At 59.7% G+C, this 20,428-nt stretch carries 16 protein-coding genes and 1 tRNA gene; 9 read left to right on the forward strand and 8 right to left on the reverse strand.

The genetic code is table 11. The features are described from left to right. Positions 1-43: 43 nt before the first annotated feature. On the reverse strand, positions 44-910 hold the full coding sequence (locus AC0KW6_RS01750) for a YihY/virulence factor BrkB family protein (RefSeq protein ID WP_323775857.1): 867 nt from the start codon (positions 908-910) through the stop codon (positions 44-46). 148 nt (positions 911-1,058) lie between these two features. Here AC0KW6_RS01750 and cls point away from each other — a divergent pair, with 148 nt between their 5' ends. Continuing rightward, a complete protein-coding gene (cls, locus tag AC0KW6_RS01755) occupies positions 1,059-2,474 on the forward strand; it encodes a cardiolipin synthase (protein ID WP_474033922.1) in 1,416 nt (471 codons plus the stop codon). Here cls and AC0KW6_RS01760 read toward each other — a convergent pair. After that, the gene (locus AC0KW6_RS01760) at positions 2,471-2,920 is read right to left on the reverse strand and encodes a potassium channel family protein (protein ID WP_323775859.1); all 450 of its coding nucleotides are present in this window, start codon (positions 2,918-2,920) and stop codon (positions 2,471-2,473) included. The two genes, cls and AC0KW6_RS01760, sit on opposite strands and share 4 nt — an antisense overlap. A 185-nt stretch (positions 2,921-3,105) precedes the next feature. Here AC0KW6_RS01760 and AC0KW6_RS01765 point away from each other — a divergent pair, with 185 nt between their 5' ends. From AC0KW6_RS01765 to AC0KW6_RS01775, 3 genes are read left to right on the forward strand one after another with little or no spacing between them, the layout of a single operon-like run. Continuing rightward, positions 3,106-3,762, forward strand: coding sequence for an ABC transporter ATP-binding protein (locus AC0KW6_RS01765; RefSeq protein ID WP_474033923.1), 657 nt, complete (start codon positions 3,106-3,108; stop codon positions 3,760-3,762). Continuing rightward, positions 3,759-6,176 carry an FtsX-like permease family protein gene (locus AC0KW6_RS01770; RefSeq protein ID WP_474033924.1) on the forward strand — a complete coding sequence of 806 codons (2,418 nt, stop codon included), beginning with the start codon at positions 3,759-3,761 and terminating at the stop codon, positions 6,174-6,176. The genes AC0KW6_RS01765 and AC0KW6_RS01770 overlap by 4 nt, the downstream gene beginning before the upstream one ends. Beyond that, positions 6,166-7,215, forward strand: a complete 1,050-nt coding sequence (locus AC0KW6_RS01775) for a lipocalin-like domain-containing protein (protein WP_474033925.1) — start codon at positions 6,166-6,168, stop codon at positions 7,213-7,215. The genes AC0KW6_RS01770 and AC0KW6_RS01775 overlap by 11 nt, the downstream gene beginning before the upstream one ends. A 27-nt stretch (positions 7,216-7,242) precedes the next feature. Here AC0KW6_RS01775 and AC0KW6_RS01780 read toward each other — a convergent pair whose 3' ends face one another. The 3 genes from AC0KW6_RS01780 to AC0KW6_RS01790 form a co-directional block, all read right to left on the reverse strand. After that, on the reverse strand, positions 7,243-7,674 hold the full coding sequence (locus AC0KW6_RS01780; RefSeq protein WP_323775863.1) for a universal stress protein: 432 nt from the start codon (positions 7,672-7,674) through the stop codon (positions 7,243-7,245). Next, entirely contained in the window at positions 7,671-10,280 is a 2,610-nt protein-coding gene (locus tag AC0KW6_RS01785; protein ID WP_474033926.1) for a TRAP transporter permease, read from the reverse strand. The genes AC0KW6_RS01780 and AC0KW6_RS01785 overlap by 4 nt, the downstream gene beginning before the upstream one ends. A 110-nt stretch (positions 10,281-10,390) precedes the next feature. After that, positions 10,391-11,356 (reverse strand): TAXI family TRAP transporter solute-binding subunit, encoded by a 966-nt coding sequence (locus AC0KW6_RS01790; protein ID WP_323775865.1) that lies wholly within the window; start codon positions 11,354-11,356, stop codon positions 10,391-10,393. Positions 11,357-11,797: 441 nt separating this feature from the next. Between AC0KW6_RS01790 and AC0KW6_RS01795 the strand changes: the two genes are divergently transcribed. Continuing rightward, positions 11,798-12,067, forward strand: coding sequence for a hypothetical protein (locus AC0KW6_RS01795; RefSeq protein ID WP_323775866.1), 270 nt, complete (start codon positions 11,798-11,800; stop codon positions 12,065-12,067). A gap of 87 nt (positions 12,068-12,154) precedes the next feature. Here the strand turns inward: AC0KW6_RS01795 and AC0KW6_RS01800 are convergent, their stop codons facing one another. Together AC0KW6_RS01800 and AC0KW6_RS01805 are read right to left on the reverse strand one after the other, a co-directional pair. Next, positions 12,155-15,280 (reverse strand): efflux RND transporter permease subunit, encoded by a 3,126-nt coding sequence (locus tag AC0KW6_RS01800; RefSeq protein ID WP_474033927.1) that lies wholly within the window; start codon positions 15,278-15,280, stop codon positions 12,155-12,157. A 3-nt stretch (positions 15,281-15,283) separates the two neighbouring features. Further along, on the reverse strand, positions 15,284-16,363 hold the full coding sequence (locus tag AC0KW6_RS01805; RefSeq protein WP_323775868.1) for an efflux RND transporter periplasmic adaptor subunit: 1,080 nt from the start codon (positions 16,361-16,363) through the stop codon (positions 15,284-15,286). Between the two features lie 352 nt (positions 16,364-16,715). Here AC0KW6_RS01805 and ypfJ point away from each other — a divergent pair, with 352 nt between their 5' ends. The 3 genes from ypfJ (at position 16,716) to AC0KW6_RS01820 (ending at position 19,485) form a co-directional block, all read left to right on the forward strand. Continuing rightward, positions 16,716-17,561 carry a KPN_02809 family neutral zinc metallopeptidase gene (gene ypfJ, locus AC0KW6_RS01810; protein WP_323775869.1) on the forward strand — a complete coding sequence of 282 codons (846 nt, stop codon included), beginning with the start codon at positions 16,716-16,718 and terminating at the stop codon, positions 17,559-17,561. 135 nt (positions 17,562-17,696) lie between these two features. Then, positions 17,697-18,803, forward strand: a complete 1,107-nt coding sequence (gene mtnA, locus AC0KW6_RS01815) for an S-methyl-5-thioribose-1-phosphate isomerase (protein ID WP_474033928.1) — start codon at positions 17,697-17,699, stop codon at positions 18,801-18,803. A 16-nt stretch (positions 18,804-18,819) separates the two neighbouring features. Next, positions 18,820-19,485 (forward strand): class II aldolase/adducin family protein, encoded by a 666-nt coding sequence (locus AC0KW6_RS01820; protein WP_323775871.1) that lies wholly within the window; start codon positions 18,820-18,822, stop codon positions 19,483-19,485. Positions 19,486-19,600: 115 nt separating this feature from the next. Here the strand turns inward: AC0KW6_RS01820 and AC0KW6_RS01825 are convergent. Continuing rightward, positions 19,601-19,686, reverse strand: a tRNA-Leu gene (locus tag AC0KW6_RS01825). 163 nt (positions 19,687-19,849) lie between these two features. Here AC0KW6_RS01825 and AC0KW6_RS01830 point away from each other — a divergent pair. Further along, positions 19,850-20,428: a YqaA family protein gene (locus AC0KW6_RS01830; protein WP_323775872.1), complete on the forward strand. Its 579-nt coding sequence runs from the start codon at positions 19,850-19,852 to the stop codon at positions 20,426-20,428.

Raw genomic sequence — 20,428 nt, forward strand, 5'->3', positions numbered from 1 at the left:
TATTGCTGAAGAAACGGAAACAGTTGCTGCAGATCCGCAGGCTTCACGACCGGCCCATTCCGTTGGCAATCTCGATCAGTGCCCCGTTGAATTCGGCCCCCAGGATCAGGATGGCCGAATTCAGATAGAGGAAGATCATTGCGGCCATAGCTCCGGCAAGCCCGGCGTATGTGGCCGAATATTGTGCAAAAGAACCAACGTAAAACGCAAAGCCGCTGCCGCAGGCCAGCCATAGCAGAAGGGTCAGTATTGCCCCCGGCAGGATCCGCCGCAAACGGTGCACACGGCCCGGTAATAGCACATGAAATGCGAGCACGGCACCAGTCGGAAGGGCCAGTGCCAGAACGCCCCGCAAGCCCTTCTCCCAGCCTTTCGGAACACTGTCGAAGGGCAGAAATTCGGCGATGTGCCTGACATAGAGCGGCAATATCACTTCAAACACGGTAACGGCCAGAATACCTGCCCCGCCCAGAACGACCAGCCCGATGCACAGCGCCCTGGACCGCCAAAACGGTCTTGTATCTGTATCATGATAGGCCTGCACCAGGGCGACCCGGACCGCATCGACACCGTTAGAGGCAAAATAGAGCGCAAACAGGCCGCCCAGAGTGACAAGCTGGGTGTTCGACGTCTGCAGCACTGCCTTCAGTTCGGTCAGGATCGGCCGGGCCACCGCGTCCGGCCAAACGCTGAACACCTGTTCCGTCATGGTTTCCATGGCGACGTCCTGGGACAGCAAACCGGCGACTGTCCCCGCCAGCGCCACTGTAAACAGAACAAACGGGAACAACGCCAGCATCATCGACATGGCGATATGGCTGCTCATCACCCAGCCGTTTTTCCGGTTGAAACGGCGGGCGGCGTCCAGCAGGGCTGCAGGCCAGCAGCGAAAGGGCGGTAGGATCGGCATAGCGGCAAGGTTCCACAATCATTGAGAAATTGCCAGCGGTAAAGGTCATATGCCATGATTTCCGCACGCCGCAGCCCGGCCGGGTATTATAGCAGGCACCGCCATTCAGTACTAACTTGAAATCAAAGCGCTATCTCAGGACCTTCAGATGTTTTGGATTGTTCTCAGCACCGTGACTATTGCCGCAACCTGGGCGGCTGCCGGGCTTGCTGCCCTTCAAGCCGCCCGCACCGCGCGCACGCCGCAAGGGGCGATTGGCTGGGCCGTCTTTCTGCTGGCTGCGCCGATAGCCGCCCTGCCCGCCTACATGATTTTCGGCCACCACCGGTTCAAAGGGTATTGGACGGCACGCCGCGCCGCGGAACAGGCTGTTGTTGCCACCCGGAACTATACCAGTGCCCGCTCCGGAAAGTTGCCAACGCTGCCAGTGAACGCAGCGCCCTTCGAAGCCATTGCCGGCATGAACATTTGCCACGGAAACGGATTGGAACTGTTGGTCGATGGTGAAAATACGTTCACCTCCATCTTCGAAGCGATTGATGAAGCGCAAGAATATATCCTTGTGCAATATTACATTCTGCGTGCGGACACCGTCGGAAGGAAGCTTCAGGCCAAGCTGATAGAAGCCGCTGAACGCGGTGTGACGGTTTGGTTTACGACAGACAGCATCGGCAGCCGGAAGCTGTCCCGCGGATTTGCCCGCGCGCTGGAAGAAGCCGGTGTGAACATGATTGATCCCGCAGTTCAACGGCCGCCTTGGCACCGGCTGCGCATCAATTTCCGGAACCACCGTAAGACCGTCATTGTGGATGGCCGGACCGGTTTTACCGGCGGCCTGAATGCCGGCGAGGAGTACATGGGTCTGAACCCTGTCATGGGACCCTGGCGGGACACGCATGTGCGGCTTACCGGGCCGGTTGTTCAGCAATTGCAGCTCTCCTTTGCTGAGGATTGGCACTGGCACACGCAAGAGCCAATCCTGGACCTGTTAAACTGGGACGCTGAACTGTCACCGCAAGACCGGCCTGGCTTGATTGTCTCGACCGGTCCCGGCGATACCAACGGCAACGGATCCATGCTGTTTTTCTCGGTGATCACCGCAGCACAGGAACGGGTTTGGATGGCGTCCCCTTACCTGGTCCCGGATCAGGAGGTGCTTGCCGCCTTGAAACATGCCGCGTTGCGCGGGCTGGATGTCCGGATCCTTTTGCCGAACTCCATTGATCACCACCTGCCTTGGCTTGCGGGTTTCGCATTTTTTGACGAACTGCGGGAGGCAGGCGTTCGTATCCTGCGCTATCAGGGCGGTTTTATGCATCAGAAATGTTTTGTCATCGATGACAGGATTTCGGGTGCGGGAACGGCAAATCTTGATTACCGGTCGTTCCGGCTGAATTTTGAAACCATGGCGTTGTTTTTCGACTCGCGGTCAGCGCATGAAATGTCCGAAATGCTGGCCAGGGATTTCCAACGTTCTATCGAACTTACACAGCCGCTGGACCAGCAGGCTTGGCCTATTCGATTGCTGGCACCCGTGACACGCCTGCTGGCCCCTGTGCTTTAATCTTTTACGCTATGTGCTTCACCGTTCAGGGAAAACAACCGTCCCATTGCGCTGACTAGAAAGGCCGTGCTGATTCCAAACGCGAATAGTCCGGTGACAGCACCAAAGGCGGCAAAAATCCGCAGCGCCGGACCCAGCACAACATCGCCGTAGCCAAGCGTTGTGTAGGTTGTCAGAGAGAAATACACTGCTGTGTTCCAATCGCCGAGCGCGCCCACCAGGACAAAAGCGGCGGACCAGATCCAGATCTGCACCGTATGACCGCCCAGAATGATGAAAATTGCCACCACAAGCATGAGACCGACCTGCCAAGGCTTATAAGGTTTGGCAAAACCTGCAGACAACCTGTTCAGCACAGCCGAGCAAAAAACCAGAACCGAGATTTCGAGTATCAGACAGACACTCAGATTGATCGAGCCCAACAGCAACTGGTTCCATAGCGTCATTCCCGCACTCCCGACGGTGATAAGCTTTGTGGAGGCTTCGCGGTACCTTATAAAGGCGATCCGCTACGCTTAACCATAAAAATGCCGGATGGGCCAGCCTTTGTGCCGCACTGGACATCTCCCTGGCAGAGGTATTGAGTGCCGTTGCAGGAATTGAAGACCGAAGTGCAGGAGGGGGCCGCAGGATGGTTTTGAAGATCCGCAACGTGACCAAAAGCTATCCGGGACAGACACCGGAAACCGCTGTGTTACGCGGGGTGTCACTGGATCTGGCTGCCGGCAGCAGCCTGGCGCTGACTGGCGACAGCGGCTCCGGCAAAAGCACATTGCTGCACTTGGCCGGCGCGTTGGATCAATTTGACAGCGGCGAAATTGAAATTGCAGGCACCCGGCTTTCCAATCTCAGGGACCGGCAGCGCGCGGCCCTCAGGAGGCGCGATGTTTCACTGGTTTTTCAGCAGTTTAATCTAATTCCTTCACTCAGAATTCGGCAGAATATCTCGTTGCATGCACGGTTGGGAAACCGGTGGGACCCGGATTGGGGGCATGTTCTGGTGGACCGCCTTGGCCTGACCGGTCTTCTCGATCGCTACCCCGAGCAACTCTCGGGCGGGCAACAACAGCGGGTTGCCATTGGCCGTGCCCTGGCCCTGCGCCCCAAATTGCTGCTGGCGGACGAGCCGACCGGGAACCTGGATGAAACTGCCAGTTCGGCGGTGATGGACCTAATGCTGGAACTGGTCCGGGAAAGCGGCGCGGCCCTGTTTCTGGTCACGCATTCCAACGCCATTGCCGGGATGCTGGACCAGCGTCTTCATCTGCAGCTTGGCCAAACCGTATGATCCGCTCCGCGCTGAGTGCAATCCTGTCGCACTGGCGCCGGCATCCTCTGCAACTGGCGACGCTGATGGCTGGGCTGGCCCTGGCAACGGGGCTTTGGTCTGCCGTTCAGGCAATCAACGGTGAAGCCCGCGCCAGCTACGCCCGGGCCGCGGAGCAGCTTGGCACAACAGCTGCGGACCGGCTGGCGCCGGAAGGCGGCACAATCACGCTGCAGCAGTACGCCAGCTTGCGCCGGTCGGGCTGGCAGCTGACACCGGTGCTGGAGGGCACTGTCAGGTTTAAGCGGCAAAGCTTTGATATCATGGGTATAGACCTGCTAAGCCATCCGCTGGTTCCAGCCCTGGCCGAGGCAGCGGAGCAGGACAGCGTACCTGCATTGGATGCGTTATTGCCGCCCGGCCGGTTCTTTGCGCATCCAGAAACTGCGCGGGTGCTTGCTGCGGCGCAAAGCGAGCACCCGATAACCGAAACGGACAGATTGCCGCCCGGCGTGCTGATTGCTGACATCAGTTTGGCCAGCCGCCTGCTGCGCCAGCCGGACAGTCTCAGCTACCTGCTCATTCTGCCGGATCAGGTTTCCGGCCTGACACCACTTCAACATCTTGCTCCCGGCCTGATCCGCATTCCAGCCCGCAGTGCAGCAGCAGACACGGCCCGGCTTACTGACAGTTTCCACCTCAACCTGACGGCCTTCGGCCTGTTATCCTTTGCTGTCGGGCTGTTCATCGTTCAAGGGACCATCAGTCTCAGCCTGGAGCAGCGCCGGGGCATGATCCGGACCCTGCGCGGGCTGGGTGTTCCTATGCGGGTTCTGGTGGTGCTGATTGCAGCAGAGCTTGCGGTTGTCGCGTTGATTTCCGGTACTGCCGGGCTGGCCGGCGGCTATCTGGTCGCTGCGGCGCTGCTGCCGGATGTTCAGGCCACACTAGCCGGGCTGTACGGCGCCGCGGTGGACGGCAGCCTCGGCTTGCGCCTGGAGTGGGTCTTATCCGGGCTGGCAATGGCCTGCAGCGGGACGTTTCTGGCCGGGGCGCAGGCGCTATACGACTTATGGCGGATGCCCCTGCTGGCCGCACCCGCACCCCAGGCCCGCGGGCAGCAAGCAATCAGGTCGCATAAGGCGGCGGCCTGCGCAGGTGCCCTATGCATACTCGCTGGGATTGCGATCATCGCTCTCTTTCAAGGTCTTCTTGCAGGGTTTGTTTTTTTGTCCGGACTTATGCTTGGGGCGGCACTGGTGCTGCCATTGCTTATCGCCACCGGTCTGCGGATCGGGGCGCGGCTGAGCACACGTCCCTTTACCGAATGGCTTTGGGCCGATACCCGGGCACAACTGCCCGGGATGTCGCTTGCCCTGATGGCCCTGCTTTTGGCGTTGGCGACGAATATTGGGGTCGGAACAATGGTTTCCAGCTTCAGGCTAACCTTCATTGGCTGGCTGGACCAACGCCTGGCAGCCGAGGTTTATGTGACTGCAGTCAGTGATCAACAAGGAACGAGGCTGACGCAGTGGCTGGAGGATCAGGGCATAACCGTTCTGCCAATCCGGCGCAGTGAAATCCGCTACAAGGGCGCGCCGTTGCGGGTTTACGGCGTTGCGGATGATGAAACCTACCGGCTGAATTGGCCGCTGCTGGAGGCACTGCCCGGCGTCTGGGACCGTGTCGCCGCTGGAGAAGCTCTGCTGGTCAATGAACAATTCGCCCGCCGTCATGACCTTAGCCCCGGGCTTTCCTTGGCCCTGGCACCGGATTGGGAGCTGACCATTGCCGGGATCTATTCCGATTACGGCAACCCGAATGGCCAGGTGATCACTTCCCTCGCTGCATTGCTGGACCGCGAACCGGATATTCCCAACCGGCAGTTCGGGCTGCGGCTGCCTGCCGAAGATGTGCCGGAAATTGTCAGCTCCATTCGTGAAGTGTTTGAAATACCGCGGGAAAACATCGTCGACCAGGCGGGCATCAAGGCCCGGTCCCTCAGTATCTTTGATCGGACATTTACCATAACCTCCGCGCTGAACCTGTTGACGCTGGGGGTGGCCGGGTTTGCCATGCTGACCAGCCTGCTTACCTTATGGAGTCAGCGTTTGCCGCAGCTTGCACCGGTTTGGGCGATGGGGCTCAGCCGCCGCCAGCTGGCCGGTGCTGAAATCCTGCGCAGCCTTCTTCTGGCCGCGTTCACCGCGGTTCTGGCCCTGCCGCTGGGTCTTGTTCTGGCCTGGGCGCTGCTGGCCGTGATCAATGTTGAAGCTTTTGGCTGGAAGCTGCCGATGCATCTGTTTCCAGGCGACTGGCTGCGGCTTATCCTGCTGGCGCTGCTGGCCGCGGCGGTGGCGGCCGCCCTGCCCGCCCGCCGGCTCAGCCGCCTGGACCCGGCTGAATTGCTCAAGGTGTTTGCCAATGAACGTTAGATCCGTTTTGACGATTTTCATCGCAGGCTGGGCCACTGAAGCCCTGCCGCAAGGTTATGCCGGGCTAGGAACTGAGGCCGGCGGATTTTCAGTTCCAGAGCTTGGCGGCCAGCTGTCTTTCCCCCGGGATCATGGTGCCCATCCGGATTTCCGCATCGAGTGGTGGTACTTAACCGCCAACCTGACAGACACCGGCGGCAACGATTACGGCATCCAGTGGACATTGTTCCGTTCCGCCCTGGCACCGGGAGAGGCCGAGGGCTGGCAAAGCCCGCAAATCTGGATGGCCCACGCTGCCGTGACTGCGCCGGATCAGCACCTGTTCGCCGAACGCATAGCCCGCGGAGGTGTGGGTCAGGCTGGGGTTTTGGCTGATCCTTTCGCTGCCTGGATCGGCGATTGGCAGATGCGCTCCACCGGAGAGGCTATTGAAAGGATGGAGATAACGGCTTCGGGACAAGAGTTTTCTTATGAGTTGCAGCTCTTCGCTGACGGCCCGCTCGCGCTGCATGGAGAGGATGGTTATTCCGTGAAATCCGCCAGCGGCCAAGCCAGCTATTATTATTCTCAACCGCATTATCAGGTGTCCGGAACGCTTGATCTGCCTGGCGGACCCATTGCCGTGACGGGGCGCGGCTGGATGGACCGGGAATGGTCAAGCCAGCCTCTGGCCGAGGATCAAAGCGGCTGGGACTGGTTCTCTCTCAGCTTTGACAGCGGAGACAAGCTGATGGGATTTGTGCTGCGTGGCGAACGCGGCGATTTCACGTCAGGCACATGGATAACTGCAGATGGAAAAGCAGAGCCGCTGGCGCCTGGAGCCTTTTACGCTGAGGCACTGGCTGCGAGCGATGTGCAGGGCCGGCAAGTTCCCACACGCTGGCATGCAAGCCTGCCAGAAAAGGGTGTTTCCATTGAGGTTCAGGCACTTAATCCGAAAAGCTGGATGGGAACCACATTTTCTTACTGGGAAGGGCCGGTGTCAGTCAGCGGCAGCCACTCCGGCAAGGGCTACCTTGAGATGACCGGCTACGACTAAGGGCGCCCGCAGGCGCCCTTAATTTCTTCAGCGAACCACAAAGACCGAGCAATCCGAATGCCGGATCACCCGGGCTGCATTCGGACCAAGCAAGTAATCCTTGAGATCCGGCTTGTGTGCCCCGATCACAATCAGCCCGCTGCCCGCCGTTTCAGCTACCTTCAGGATTTCCTGATACGCTTTGCCGGTGGCCACCAGGTGGCGCACCTTAGCGTTGCGCTCCTTTCCCAGCACCTTGGTGCAAAGTTCACGCAGCCGCTGGGTGGCGTCCTTGACCGCTTTTTGATGGTGGTGCTCCTCAAAGAAGCCCGACACCCAGCTCTCGCCAAAATCAGGCAGCACATTGACGACATCCAGCTGGGCACCGTCGAGCTCCGCCAGCCGGGCCGCCTGAGACAAAACTTTTTCGTCGGACGCTTGGTCACTCAATTCCAGGGCGCATAGAACGGGTTTGTTCATGCTGGGACTCCTTTTTGTTCACGCGCACGGCCGCGCTGCATCAGCGCAACAAGCGCGACCAGCAGCAGCGCCGGCATAAAGATCAGCTCCTTGGGCAGTTGGCTGGCCGGGGCCTGGATCGTTGCGATCTGCACGGGTTCATCGGCATAGAAATCAAAACTCTCCAAACTGGGCGCCGCCGGGGTGCCGAACATCGGCTCGTCCAGCTTCGTAAGGCCGTCTTCCTCCAGCAGCAGCAGGCCATAAGCATCCAGCGCCTGCTGACCGCCAGTGCCATCGGCCGTCAGGATCATTGTTGTGCTTTTAATCTCGGAGGTATCGAAATCAGGGCCTTCGACCGTGATCCTGAACTCCGCACCCGCCTCAGCCTCATCCAAGGCCTGAACCAGCTGGGCCGGCGGCACTTCGGCATAGGGCGGCATCATCCGGTCCATGAAGAAGTCCGGCCGGAACAGGGCGAAGGCGGCAAAGACCAGCAGCACACTCTCATAAATCCGGCTGCGGCTAACGAAATAACCCATGGTGCCGGCTGTGAAGACAAGGATGGCGATGGTGGCTGATATGGCGACAAGAATGCCTTGTATCCAGTTCACATCAATCAGCAGGAGATCGGTGTTGAAGATGAACACAAACGGCAGCGCCACGGTCCGCAAGCTGTAGAAAAAGGCGGTGAAGCCGGTGCGGATGGCATCGCCGCCCGACACAGCCGCAGCCGCAAAGCTTGCCAGCCCCACCGGCGGCGTCACATCTGCCATGATGCCAAAGTAGAACACAAACAGATGCACCGCAATCAGCGGCACGATCAGCCCGGACTGGGCGCCGAGCTCCACTACTACACCGGCCATCAGCGAGCTGACAACGATGTAGTTGGCGGTGGTTGGCAGCCCCATGCCCAGAACCAGCGACAAGATACCCACCATCACCAGCATCAAAATCAGGTTCCCGCCCGAGACAAATTCGACCAGTTCGGACATCACCTGCCCGACACCGGTCAATGTCACGGTGCCCACGATCACGCCAGCTGTGGCCGTGGCCAGCGCGATGCCGATCATGTTGCGGGCACCGTCGATCAGCCCGTTCCACAGATCGTGGACGCCTTCCAGGAAGGAATTGGCCATATTGCTTTGGCCACGGAAAATCGCCTTGAGCGGTTTCTGGGTCAGCAGGATCACAAACAGCAGCGCGGTTGCCCAAAAGGCCGACAAGCCCGGCGACTTCTGTTCGATCATCAGGAAGTAGACCAGCACGATGATCGGCAGCAGGTAATGCAGGCCCGCCTTATAGATCTCGCCCACTACCGGCAATTCGACCTCCTTGGCGTTCGGGTCATCCGGCACCAGGTCATCGACGCCGGCGGCAAGCCACAGCAGAGCTACGTAAGCCGCGAACACCAGTACCGACAGTGTCAGCCCGGAGGCGCCCGGCATCGCTGCAGTGATCCACTTGACCGGGTACTGCACGCCATAGCAAAGGGCAGCAAAGCCGGCAAAGAACAGTGCCATGCCGCCGATGGTCCGGCCCATGGAGACCACCCGGTTGCCCAGCGTCGGCATGTTCCGCTTCACCGCTTCCAGATGCACGATATAGACCAGCGCGATGTAGGAGATCGCGGCCGGCAGAAAGGCATGGGTGATCACCTCGACATAGGAGATGCCCACGTATTCCACCATCAGGAAGGCGGCAGCGCCCATCACCGGCGGCATGATCTGGCCGTTCACCGAGGACGCCACCTCGACCGAGCCGGCCTGTTCGCTGGTGAAGCCCACCCGTTTCATCAGCGGGATGGTGAAAGTGCCAGTGGTGACCACATTGGCAATCGAGGAGCCGGAGATCAGACCGGTTGCGGCAGAGCCAACAACCGCCGCCTTGGCCGGGCCGCCACGCAGGTGGCCAAGGGCGCCAAAGGCCATCTTGATGAAGTAATTGCCTGCCCCAGCCTTATCCAGCAGCGCGCCGAACAGCACGAACAGGAAGACAAATTTTGTGGAAACACCCAAGGCGATGCCAAACACGCCCTCGGACGTTATCCACATATGACTCATAGCCTTTTTGAGGCTGGCGCCCTTCCAGCGTATAACTTCCGGCACCCATTCGGAGGAGCCAAAGAACACATAGGCAAGAAATATGGTTGCGATAATCGCCATCGCCGGGCCAAGCGCACGGCGGGCAGCCTCAAACAGCAGGATCAGGCCCGCCAGTGCAAACCACTTATCCATATCATCGGCAAGCCCGCCGGAATCAACGATCTTCTGATAAAAAATATAGCCGTACATCGCGATTACGGTTCCGGCCAGCGCGAAGATCCAATCCTGAATGGGAATGTAACTCCGCGGGCTGGACTTCAGCGCGGGATAGGCGGCGTAGGCCAGGAAAATGGCAAAGGCCAAGTGGATTTGCCGAGAATTGTTCACCACACTGCCGGGCAGCAGCAGGTTGGAAACGGGTGAAGCCAGAACGACTTGGAATACCGACCAGATGACTGCGACAATTGCCAGGAACAGCCCCACGCTTCCTACCGGATTGCGGGCGCCTGCGTCTGAGGACGCGACAAGTTCCTGAAGCTCTTCTTCGCTGAGCGGCCGATTTCCCTGTGCATCGGATGCCATGGATAATCTCCCCTAAGGCCGCCGTTTCCCGGGGCCTGAATTTTTAGCCTGGGCAGTGGCCTCAGGCAAAACGGGGCGCCAAATGCGCCCCGTTCCTTTTGTTGGGTGGATTACTCGATCCAGCCCTTTTCTGTGTAGTACTTTGCGGCACCGGGATGCAGCGGTGCCGACAGGCCGTCCGCGATCATCTCTTCCGGCTTCAGGTTGGCAAAGGCCGGGTGCAGCTTCTGAAACGCCTCGAAGTTTTCGAACACCGAGCTGACAACCGCATAAACCGCATCTTCGGAGACGTCTGCCGAGGTCACAAAAGTCGCGCCCACGCCAAAGGTCTTCACGTCCTCATCCGTGCCGCGGTACATGCCGCCGGGGATGGTGGCGGTGCGGTAGAAGGAGTTGTCGCCTACCAGCTTTTCCACCGCCTCGCCGTCCACGGTGACCAGAACCGAGTCACAGGCGGTAGAGGCTTCCTGGATCGAACCGGAGGGATGGCCAACGGTGTAGATCATGGCGTCGATCTGGTTGTCGCACAGCGCTGCGGATTGTTCAGCCGCCTTCAGCTCGGTTGCCAGGGCGAAATCTTCCATGCCCCAGCCCTTGGCTTCCATCAGCACTTCCATGGTGCCGCGTTGGCCGGAGCCCGGATTGCCGATGTTGACTCGCTTGCCTTTGAGGTCATCAAAGGTGGAAATGCCGGCGTCGGCACGGGCCACAACGGTGAAGGGTTCAGGATGCACTGAGAATACGGCGCGCAGGCCTTCGAACGGACCTGCTTCCTCGAACTTGGAAGAGCCGTTATAGGCATGGTACTGCCAGTCAGACTGGGCTACGCCGAACTGCAGTTCGCCTTCGCGGATGGTATTGATGTTGTACACCGAACCGCCGGTGGATTCGACGGCGCATTTGAAACCATGCTCCTTGCGGCCCTTGTTCACCAGACGGCAGATGGCGCCGCCGGTCGGGTAATAAACACCGGTCACGCCGCCAGTGCCGATGGTGATGTATTCCTGAGCAAACGCTGCGGGCGCCGAAAAGGCTGCCGCCACCAATGCACCGATAGCCAACTTGGTGTGTTTCATGATCAAGTCTCTCCCACTTGTCTTATGATTTGCAGCCCGGCGCGGAAAGCAGTGAAAGCGATTCTTCTGTCACTGCACGGCCACAGAAATCGGCATGCCGGACTGGGCGTGTGCGGATTATTTTGCACGTGCAGAAGGGTTTCACTGGCACTCTGTCAAGTCAAGGGTGCTATCTATTGACGCACCCCTCAAAAACCGCATTTTTCTCTTGATTGACGACGGTTAGGTAATTTTCCCCTTCAATGTCCGGGTGTAGCCCATCACCTGTGCATTTTTTTCTTGCAGTGAGAATAGAGAGCGACGCGATTCGTCCGGCAGGCAGGACACAGCGCCCATCACCTTAACCTGCTATGCTGGACAGGTTTTTACAGTTTTGCGGCGGCATGAAAAACATCCAGGTGACAAATCATCCGGATGACGCTAATACGCACCGCATAAAAATTGATCCGCCGTATCAAAAATTTGCAAGGCAACAGCATTAACGGGGAGCTTACGGCAATGCTTTTGAGCCAAGTGATTACTGACAACCCGTCTTTGACGGATTTCTGGGCTTTGGAGCGGTGCGTTTCTGCCGCGGCCAGAATGATACCCAGCGAGGCAAATGCGCCATTGACCTGCGACGTGGAGCCGGAGTTCCGCTGCACGCCGCGGAAATGGGATCTGATTTTGTCTGCGGCCCATGACCGCGGCCTGCGCGCGCGCTTCGCCTGATGACCGGCTAATCACCGCAAGCCCTGCCGGACCTGCGGTCGGATGAAAGATACAGCCCCGCCAGTACTATTGGCGGGGCTGGCCGTTTTACTCTGCCGGTTGGGCGGCCGCCGTGCCTTTGATACGTTCACGCATGCCCTGCATCATCGCATACAGCACCGGTACCACAATGACGCCAACCACGGTTGCGGCCAGCATGCCCCCAAAGACGGCAATGCCGATGGCACGCTGGCTGGCGGCGCCGGCACCCGAGGCAACCAGCAATGGTACCACCCCCAGCAGGAAGGACAGTGCTGTCATCATCACCGCACGGAAACGCTGTTTGGCGGCTTCCTTCGCGGCATCGCGGATCGAAAGACCCGCGGCGCGCTGCTCCATCGCGAACTCGACAATCAGAATAGCGTTTTTCGACGCCAGGCCAATCAGCATGATCATCCCGATTTGCGTGTAGAGGTTGATGTCGTTGCCGGCGATTGCCACCGCCGCAATCGCTCCGAACAGAGCCACGATCACCGAAAGCAGGATTGCCACCGGCATCGTCCAGCTTTCGTATTGCGCGACCAGGAACAGATAGCCGAATAGTACTGCCATTGCCAGAATCACTGTGACCAGACCCGCCGAGTCCAGCTGCTGCTGTGCAGTGCCGGTCCACTCAAAGGCATAGCCCGGCGGCAGCGCCATCGCGGCTTCATCCTGCATCACCCGGATGGCGTCGCCGGTGGACAGACCCGCAGCTGGCACAGCGGTGACAGTGGCCGACCGGAAAATGTTGTGCCGCTTCAGCAGCACCGGTCCCAGCACGTTTTCCACTTCAATCAGGGTCGACAGCGGAACCATGTCACCTGACTGCGTCCGCACATATAGGCCACCGATATCCTCGATTTTGTCGCGATAAGTGCCCTCGGCCTGCAGCATCACCTTGTAAACGCGGCCGAACAGGTTGAAGTCGTTGACGTAATAGGATCCCAGATGCGCCTGCATGGTCTGGAACACTTCCGAAATCGGTACATTCAGCGTCTTTGCCTTCTCCCGGTCCAGATCGACAAACAGCTGCGGCACATTGGCCCGGAAGGTGGTATAGGACTGGGCGATTTCCGGGTGCTGGTTAACGGAATAGACCAGCGAGCCGACCGCCTGCGCCAGGTCCTGCGGGGTGCCGCCGGCCGTCTGCTGGATTGCCATTTCCACACCTGAGGACATGCCAAGCCCCGAGATCGGCGGCGGGTTGAAGGCGACGATGCTGGCTGCGGCTTCCCCATTGGCAATGCCGTAGATCTGACCAAGGATGGAATCGGGGTGCAGTGCCTCGGATTGCCGTTCATCCCAGGGGTGAAGGGTAGCTATGATCATTGCGCCATTGGCCCCCGTCCCGTTCAGAAGGCTGAACCCATTGACCAGAACGGTGCCCTGGACACCGGGAATCTTCCGGATCTGCTGGTCAATCCGCCCGGTTACCCTCTCTGTCCGTCCCAGCGCCGCGGCGTCGGGCAACTGGACGTCCACAAACAGATAGCCGTTGTCTTCGGCTGGCAGGAAGCCTTTGGAGGTGGCGGTGAAGATACTGCCGGTGCCAAAGGCCACCGCCGCGATGATGGCAAGCCCGATCACCGGCAGGCGCAGCATCCGGGTGACGATACTCAAATACCCGCTGCGTACGCCGCCGATCATGCTTTCGAACAGGGCCAGCAGACCTTTTGGCGGGGCGGAGCGCGCCTTGAGCACAATGGCACAGAGGGCCGGTGACAGCGTCAGCGCGTTGACCGAGGAGATCACAACCGCAACCGAAATGGTCACCGCAAACTGCGAATAAAGCTTGCCGGTGATTCCTGGCATGAAGGTGACCGGCACAAACACCGCCAGCAGCACCAGCGTGGTTGCAATCACCGGGCCGGTGATCTGCTTCATCGCCTTGCGGGTGGCCTCAGCCGGGGGCAGCCCCTCCTCGGCAATGATCCGTTCGACGTTCTCCACCACCACGATAGCGTCATCCACAACAATGCCGATCGCCAGCACCAGGGCAAACAGCGAAATGGTGTTGAGCGACATGCCAAGCATAAGCAGGAAGGCAAATGTCCCGATAAGGGACACCGGGATGGCCACCGCCGGGATAATAGTCGCCCGGAAAGAGCCGAGAAAGATGAACACCACCGAGATCACCAGCGCAAAGGTCATCATCAGGGTGGAAATAACGTCATTCAGCGACTGTTCTACAAAATCTGTGGTGTTGAATGGCACCGAATAGGCGACGTCGTCCGGGAAATCCGCCGACATCCGGTCTAACTCTGCCAGCACAGCCTCGGACACCGCCAGCGCATTGGCGCCTGGAGACTGGTAGACGGCCAGGATGGTCGCCGGCACGCCGTCCAGATAGCCCGAGGAACTGTAGTTGGAGGCCCCCAGTTCCACCTTGGCAATATCTCTCAGCCGGACAGTGCTGCCGCCGTCACCGGTTCGGATGACGATGTCCTCGAACTCGCTGACTTCGGTCAAGCGGCCCTTGGATTTGATGGTGTATTGAAAGACTTGATCACCCGGGACCGGCGGCGCGCCCACCTGCCCGGCGGAGACTTCGATATTCTGTTCACGCACTGCGTTGATCACGTCACCGGGCGAAATGCCGAGGCCTGCCATCTTATTCGGGTCCAGCCAGACCCGCATGGCGTATTCAAAGTTGGTCAGGATATCCGCCTTGCCCACGCCATCGACCCGCGCCAGAGCATCCTTGATATTAATTGCGGCATAGTTCGACAAAAAGACGTTGTCATACGAGCTGTTGGGGGATGTCAGGGCCGCGGCCAGCAGCATGTTGGAAGAACTTTTCTGAGTCACCACACCGTTTGCCGTAACTTCAGCAGGAAGGGCCGCCGTTGCCTGCGCCACCCGGTTCTGCACGTTGACCGAGGCGATATCGGCATCAGTGCCGACCTCAAAGGTCACAGCGAGAGAATAGCCGCCGTTGTCAGCTGAAGTGGAGGACATATAAAGCATTCCATCCACCCCGTTGACTTGCGCCTCGATCGGCGCAGCAACACTCTTTTCAACGGTTTCAGCATTGGCACCGGGATAATTTGCGGTGACGTTCACCACCGGAGGGGTGATTTCAGGGAACTGCGCCACGGGCAGCGCGAAATAGCCGATCGCCCCCATGACCGTCAGCACCAGGGAGATGACAATCGCGAACTTCGGCCGCGAGATGAAGATTGAGGAAAACATCGCTTATTCTCCTGCCTGCCCGGCCAGCACCGGATCCACTTCCACACCGGGACGAATTTTTTGCAGGCCTTCGACCACAACAGTTTCCCCGTTTGTCAGCCCATCCAGCACAATGATTCCGGTACCCTGCACATCACCGGTGACGATATAGCGCTGGGCTACCTGGTTCTGATCATCCACTACCAGAACAAACGGCCCCTGCTGATCGCGCTGGATTGCGGACTGGCTGATGATGATCCGGTCGACTGCTTCTTGCGATTGAAGGCCGACGGTCAGAAAGGCGCCGTCCAGGATCAGCCGGTGATCGTTTTGAAACTGCGCCCGCACGGTGACAGCACCGGTTGCCGGATCAACCCGGTTGCCGGCAAAGGCGATCCGGCCCTTTTCCTTCAGCTCGGCCCCATTGGGGAGGACCACGAACACTTCCGGCGCGGCTTCAGTGTCGGACCGGTCGATGCCTTGCGAGTCGAGATTCTGGAGGATTTCGACGAATTGCTTTTCGTTGAGCGAGAAGGACACGTAAACCGGCGCTTCGCGCACGATGTTAACCAAAGCCGCGCCGCCGGGGCTGACGACATCGCCGATGCTGACCTCGACGCGCCCGACACGGCCGGAAAACGGCGCATGGATCTCGGTATAGCTCAGGTCCAGCTCGGCCTGCCGGATTGCAGCTGCTGCGGCACGCACCCGGGCTTCGGCCACCTGCTCATTGGCGCTGGCCGTATCCCGGTCCGCCTCCGGGACCGAGCCGCGTTCAAACAGCTTCTGCTTGCGGGCCAGGTCCAGCGAGGCCAGCTCGAGATTGGCCTCTGCCTGCGCCAGCTCCGCCCTGCGGCTTTCCAGCACCGCCTCAAAAGCGCTGCGTTCAATTCGGAACAGCACATCGCCCTTTTTCACTTCGGCGCCGTCCGCAACCAGAACCTCCTCCAGGTAACCGTTGACACGCGTCATGATGTCGGCCTTGTCGATTGCCTCTCCCCGGCCGATAAAAGTCGCCGTGTCCTTGATCGGCTTGATGACAGCCTGCACCACGGAAACTTTGGGCGCCGCGGCCTGCTGGGCGGCGGCAGGTCCTGCAAGCATCAGGCCCGCCGCCGCTATAATTGCAAGTCCGGCTCCCCCGGACAGGTTCTTAATCCAGTTTCGTGCCATGCTCTGCCCCTTCCAATTTCGAAACTATGTAAAAAATGACTGCGCGGACGGCTCAGACCGCCATCAATGCCAATGTTAAACTCCTTCCATTGAATAAGCTGCTCACCATATCCGCAAGCCTGTTGGCGCGATAGGGCTGCGAGTGGAACCTTTGGCGCGCAACAGGGGTTGCCCTAATGGAGACCGGGCGGACTGCCCCGCCTGCGAAGCATCCATTGATTGCCGCTTATGCACCGCTATCTGACCCCGAGATGCCGATAGACCTGAAACCTAGGAGGATGACATGCGATGGAGAGGGCGCCGTGGAAGCCGGAATATCGAGGACCGGCGCGGCCGGGGGCTCACAGGCAGAACCGCAGGGATCGGCGGTGCCGGGGCAGTCTTAATTGTTGTCGTCGGGGCCTTTCTGGGCGTCGACCTCACGCCCCTGCTGCAAGGGTCAGCGCCGCAAAGCCGCCAGCCCGCGCCGGTCACTGAAGCCGACCAGAAGGCCGCGGAATTTGTCAGCGTGACCCTGGCAGACACTGAGGAGATCTGGACCGAGATTTTTGAACAGCAGCTGGAGCGGCCTTACGACCCGGCGGTGCTGGTCTTGTTCAAGGGTGTGACACAATCGCCCTGTGGCGCGGCGTCCGGCGCCTCCGGTCCGTTTTATTGCCCGCTTGATGAGAAAGTCTATCTCGACACGGCCTTTTTCACCACGCTCAGCCAGCGGCTGGGTGCGGGCGGCGATTTCGCCGCCGCCTATGTTGTCGCCCATGAGGTTGCCCATCATGTGCAGAATGAACTCGGCATCCTGGGCGAAACGCAACGGAACCGTGCGCAGGTGAGCGAAGTGGAATCCAATGCGATTTCCGTGCGCACCGAGCTGCAGGCCGACTGTTTCTCCGGGGTTTGGGCCCGTTACGCACGTGATGACTTGGGCACGCTGGAACCGGGGGACATCAGCGAAGCGATGAACGCCGCCAAACAAATCGGCGACGATACGCTGCAGCGCAACGCAGGCCGGGCGCCGCAACCGCACACCTTCTCGCACGGCACCAGTGCGCAGCGGCAGGCTTGGTTTGCCCGCGGGTATGAAACTGGGGAATTGGGCGCTTGCGATACATTCAAGGCCGCCTCACTCTGACGCGGCTGCCGGCCGATCATTGAATTCTCCCCGTGCAGATGGTTGTCTAATCCCGCAGGCGGCGCTAGGCCGGACCCGTAAATCGGGTCGATTCCGGCACCTCGCGCTGAGCCGCCGGACTAGGGAGACAGCCAGATGAAAGTAGATGGTACGCATTACCGATCCCTGTGGTGGGATCATGACAAGGACGCGCTGCAGATCATTGATCAGCGCTGGCTGCCGCATGACTTCCGCATCCAGCAGGTGAATACACTGCAGGAATTTGCCGAGGCAATTGTCGAAATGCGGGTCCGCGGTGCGCCGTTGATCGGGGCCACTGCGGCTTATGGCATGGCGCTGGCAATGCGGCTGGATCCGTCCGATGCGGCGATGGATCAGGCTTGGAGCTATCTGAACGCCACCCGCCCCACTGCCATCAACCTGCGCTGGGCGCTGGACCGGTGCCGCAACCGCCTACGGCCGCTGGCAACAGGTGAGCGGGGTGACGCCGCGCTGGCCCTGGCCCATGAAATCGCAGACGAAGATGTGGAAATCAACCGCAGCATCGGCGCGCACGGGTTGGAGCTGATCAAACAAATCGCCGCACAGAAACTCGCGGGCGAACCGGTCCGGCTGCTGACCCATTGCAACGCCGGCTGGATTGCAACCGTCGATTGGGGCACTGCCACCAGCCCGATGTACCAGGCGCATGACGCGGGCATCCCGATCCATGTCTGGGTAGATGAGACCCGTCCGCGCAATCAGGGCGCGCTGACATCCTGGGAACTGGGCAGCCACGGCATCAGCCACAGCTATATCACCGACAATGCCGGCGGCCACCTGATGCAGCACGGCCAAGTGGATCTGGTGATCACTGGCACCGACCGCACCACCAGCCGCGGCGATGTCTGCAACAAGATCGGTACCTATCTGAAGGCCCTGGCGGCCAAGGATAATGGCGTGCCCTTCTATGTCGCCCTGCCCTCGCCGACAATCGACTGGACCGTCTCGGACGGCGTTGCCGAAATTCCGATCGAAGACCGCAGCGAGCGTGAAATCACCCATGTGCAAGGCAAGAAGGGGGATGGTGCGATCGATGCGGTGCAGGTAACCCCGGACGGCACATCAGGCGGCAACCCCGCCTTTGACGTGACCCCGAACCGGCTGGTCACCGGCCTGATTACCGAACGCGGGATCTGCGATGCCTCCGAAGACGGACTTGCCGGATTGTTTCCGGACATGGCCGCCGTCAGAACCGCCTGAGACCGGAGGATTCTGTGTGAAACCTCCATATCAAGACAGCCCCGGGCTGCGGCAGGCTGTGATCGACGCCTGCCTGGAGATGAATGCCACCGGCATCAATCAGGGCACTTCCGGCAATATCTCGGTGCGCGCGGGCGATATGGTGCTGATCACACCCTCTGGCGTGCCCTATGAAAAGATGACGCCCAAGGATCTGGTGAAGATCCCTTTGGACGCTGGCCGATGGCCGGAGGGGCAATTGAAACCATCGACTGAATGGCCTTTCCACCTTGCCATTCTGCGGGCCAAGCCCGCTGTCAACGCAGTGGTTCACGCGCACCCCGTCTATTGCAGCGCTCTTGCGATAAACCGTCAGCCTATCCCTGCCTGCCACTATATGGTCGCGGCCTTTGGCGGCAACGATGTGCCGGTGGCAGAATATGCGCTGTTCGGCAGCCAGCTGCTGTCTGATAATATCACTCGGTCTTTGGAAAACCGCAGCGCTTGCCTGATGGCAAACCATGGCGCTGTAGCCACCGGCGAAAGCCTGCCGCGCGCGCTATGGCGCCTGGGGGAATTGGAAGCTTTGGCCAAGGGTTATGCGACGAGCCTGACAATAGGTGAGCCGCACATCCTGACAGAAACCGAAATGCAGGAGGTAATCGCGGCCTTCGCGGACTACGGCCTGAAAGACAGCCGCTGATCTTGCACAGTCTAAAGGCAAAAGCAGTGCGTGAATGCGAGAGCTTTCAGTTGAATCGGAAAAATAAATATACAAAGGCCTGCAGTAAGAACTTGCTGCAGGCCTTTGTTTTTATTGGTACCCAAGGCCGGACTCGAACCGGCACGCTGTCACCAGCGGGGGATTTTGAATCCCCTGCGTCTACCATTCCGCCACTTGGGCCACGTCCTGTTCCTAGCCAAGCCAGACGCCAAGGTCCAGAGGCAAAAATGCTCTTCCCTGCCGAAAAAACGGCCTGTGGCGAATTCCGCGCAGCAAAGGTTGACGGAACGCAGCGCGCATGCCACCTCATCTTGCAAAACCCGTTGAGGATGCAGGGCACTGAATGCTGAAACCGCTGTACAACCGGACGATGGCCCTGGCCGATCACCCCAAGGCGCTTTGGTGCTTGGCCGTTGTCGCCTTTGTCGAAAGCTCCGTCTTTCCGATCCCGCCGGATGTGCTGATGATCCCGATGATCCTCGCCCGCCCGTCCCGCGCCTGGCTGGTTGCGTTGGTCGCACTGGCGGCCTCGGTTGCCGGCGGCGTGCTTGGCTATGCGATCGGAGCGTTCTTCTACGAGGCCATCGGCCAGCCTGTGCTGGAGGTGATGGGCAAAGGCGATGCCATCGCGGAGTTCAACACGCGCTTTAACGATTTTGGATTCTGGGCTGTGCTGGGCGCCGGCATCACACCGTTCCCCTATAAAGTCATAACCATTATGTCGGGCTGGACCGGCATGCCGGTCGGCACCTTCATTGCCACCTCTATCCTTGCACGCGCATTGCGTTTTTTCATCGTCGCCGGGTTGCTCTGGAAGTTCGGAGTCCCAATCCGCGATTTTATTGAACACCGCCTGAGCCTGGTTTTCACAGCCTTCATGGTTGTCCTGTTTGGCGGCTTCCTGCTGGTAAGGTTCATCTGA

It is taken from the genome of Leisingera sp. SA215 (assembly GCF_055902035.1).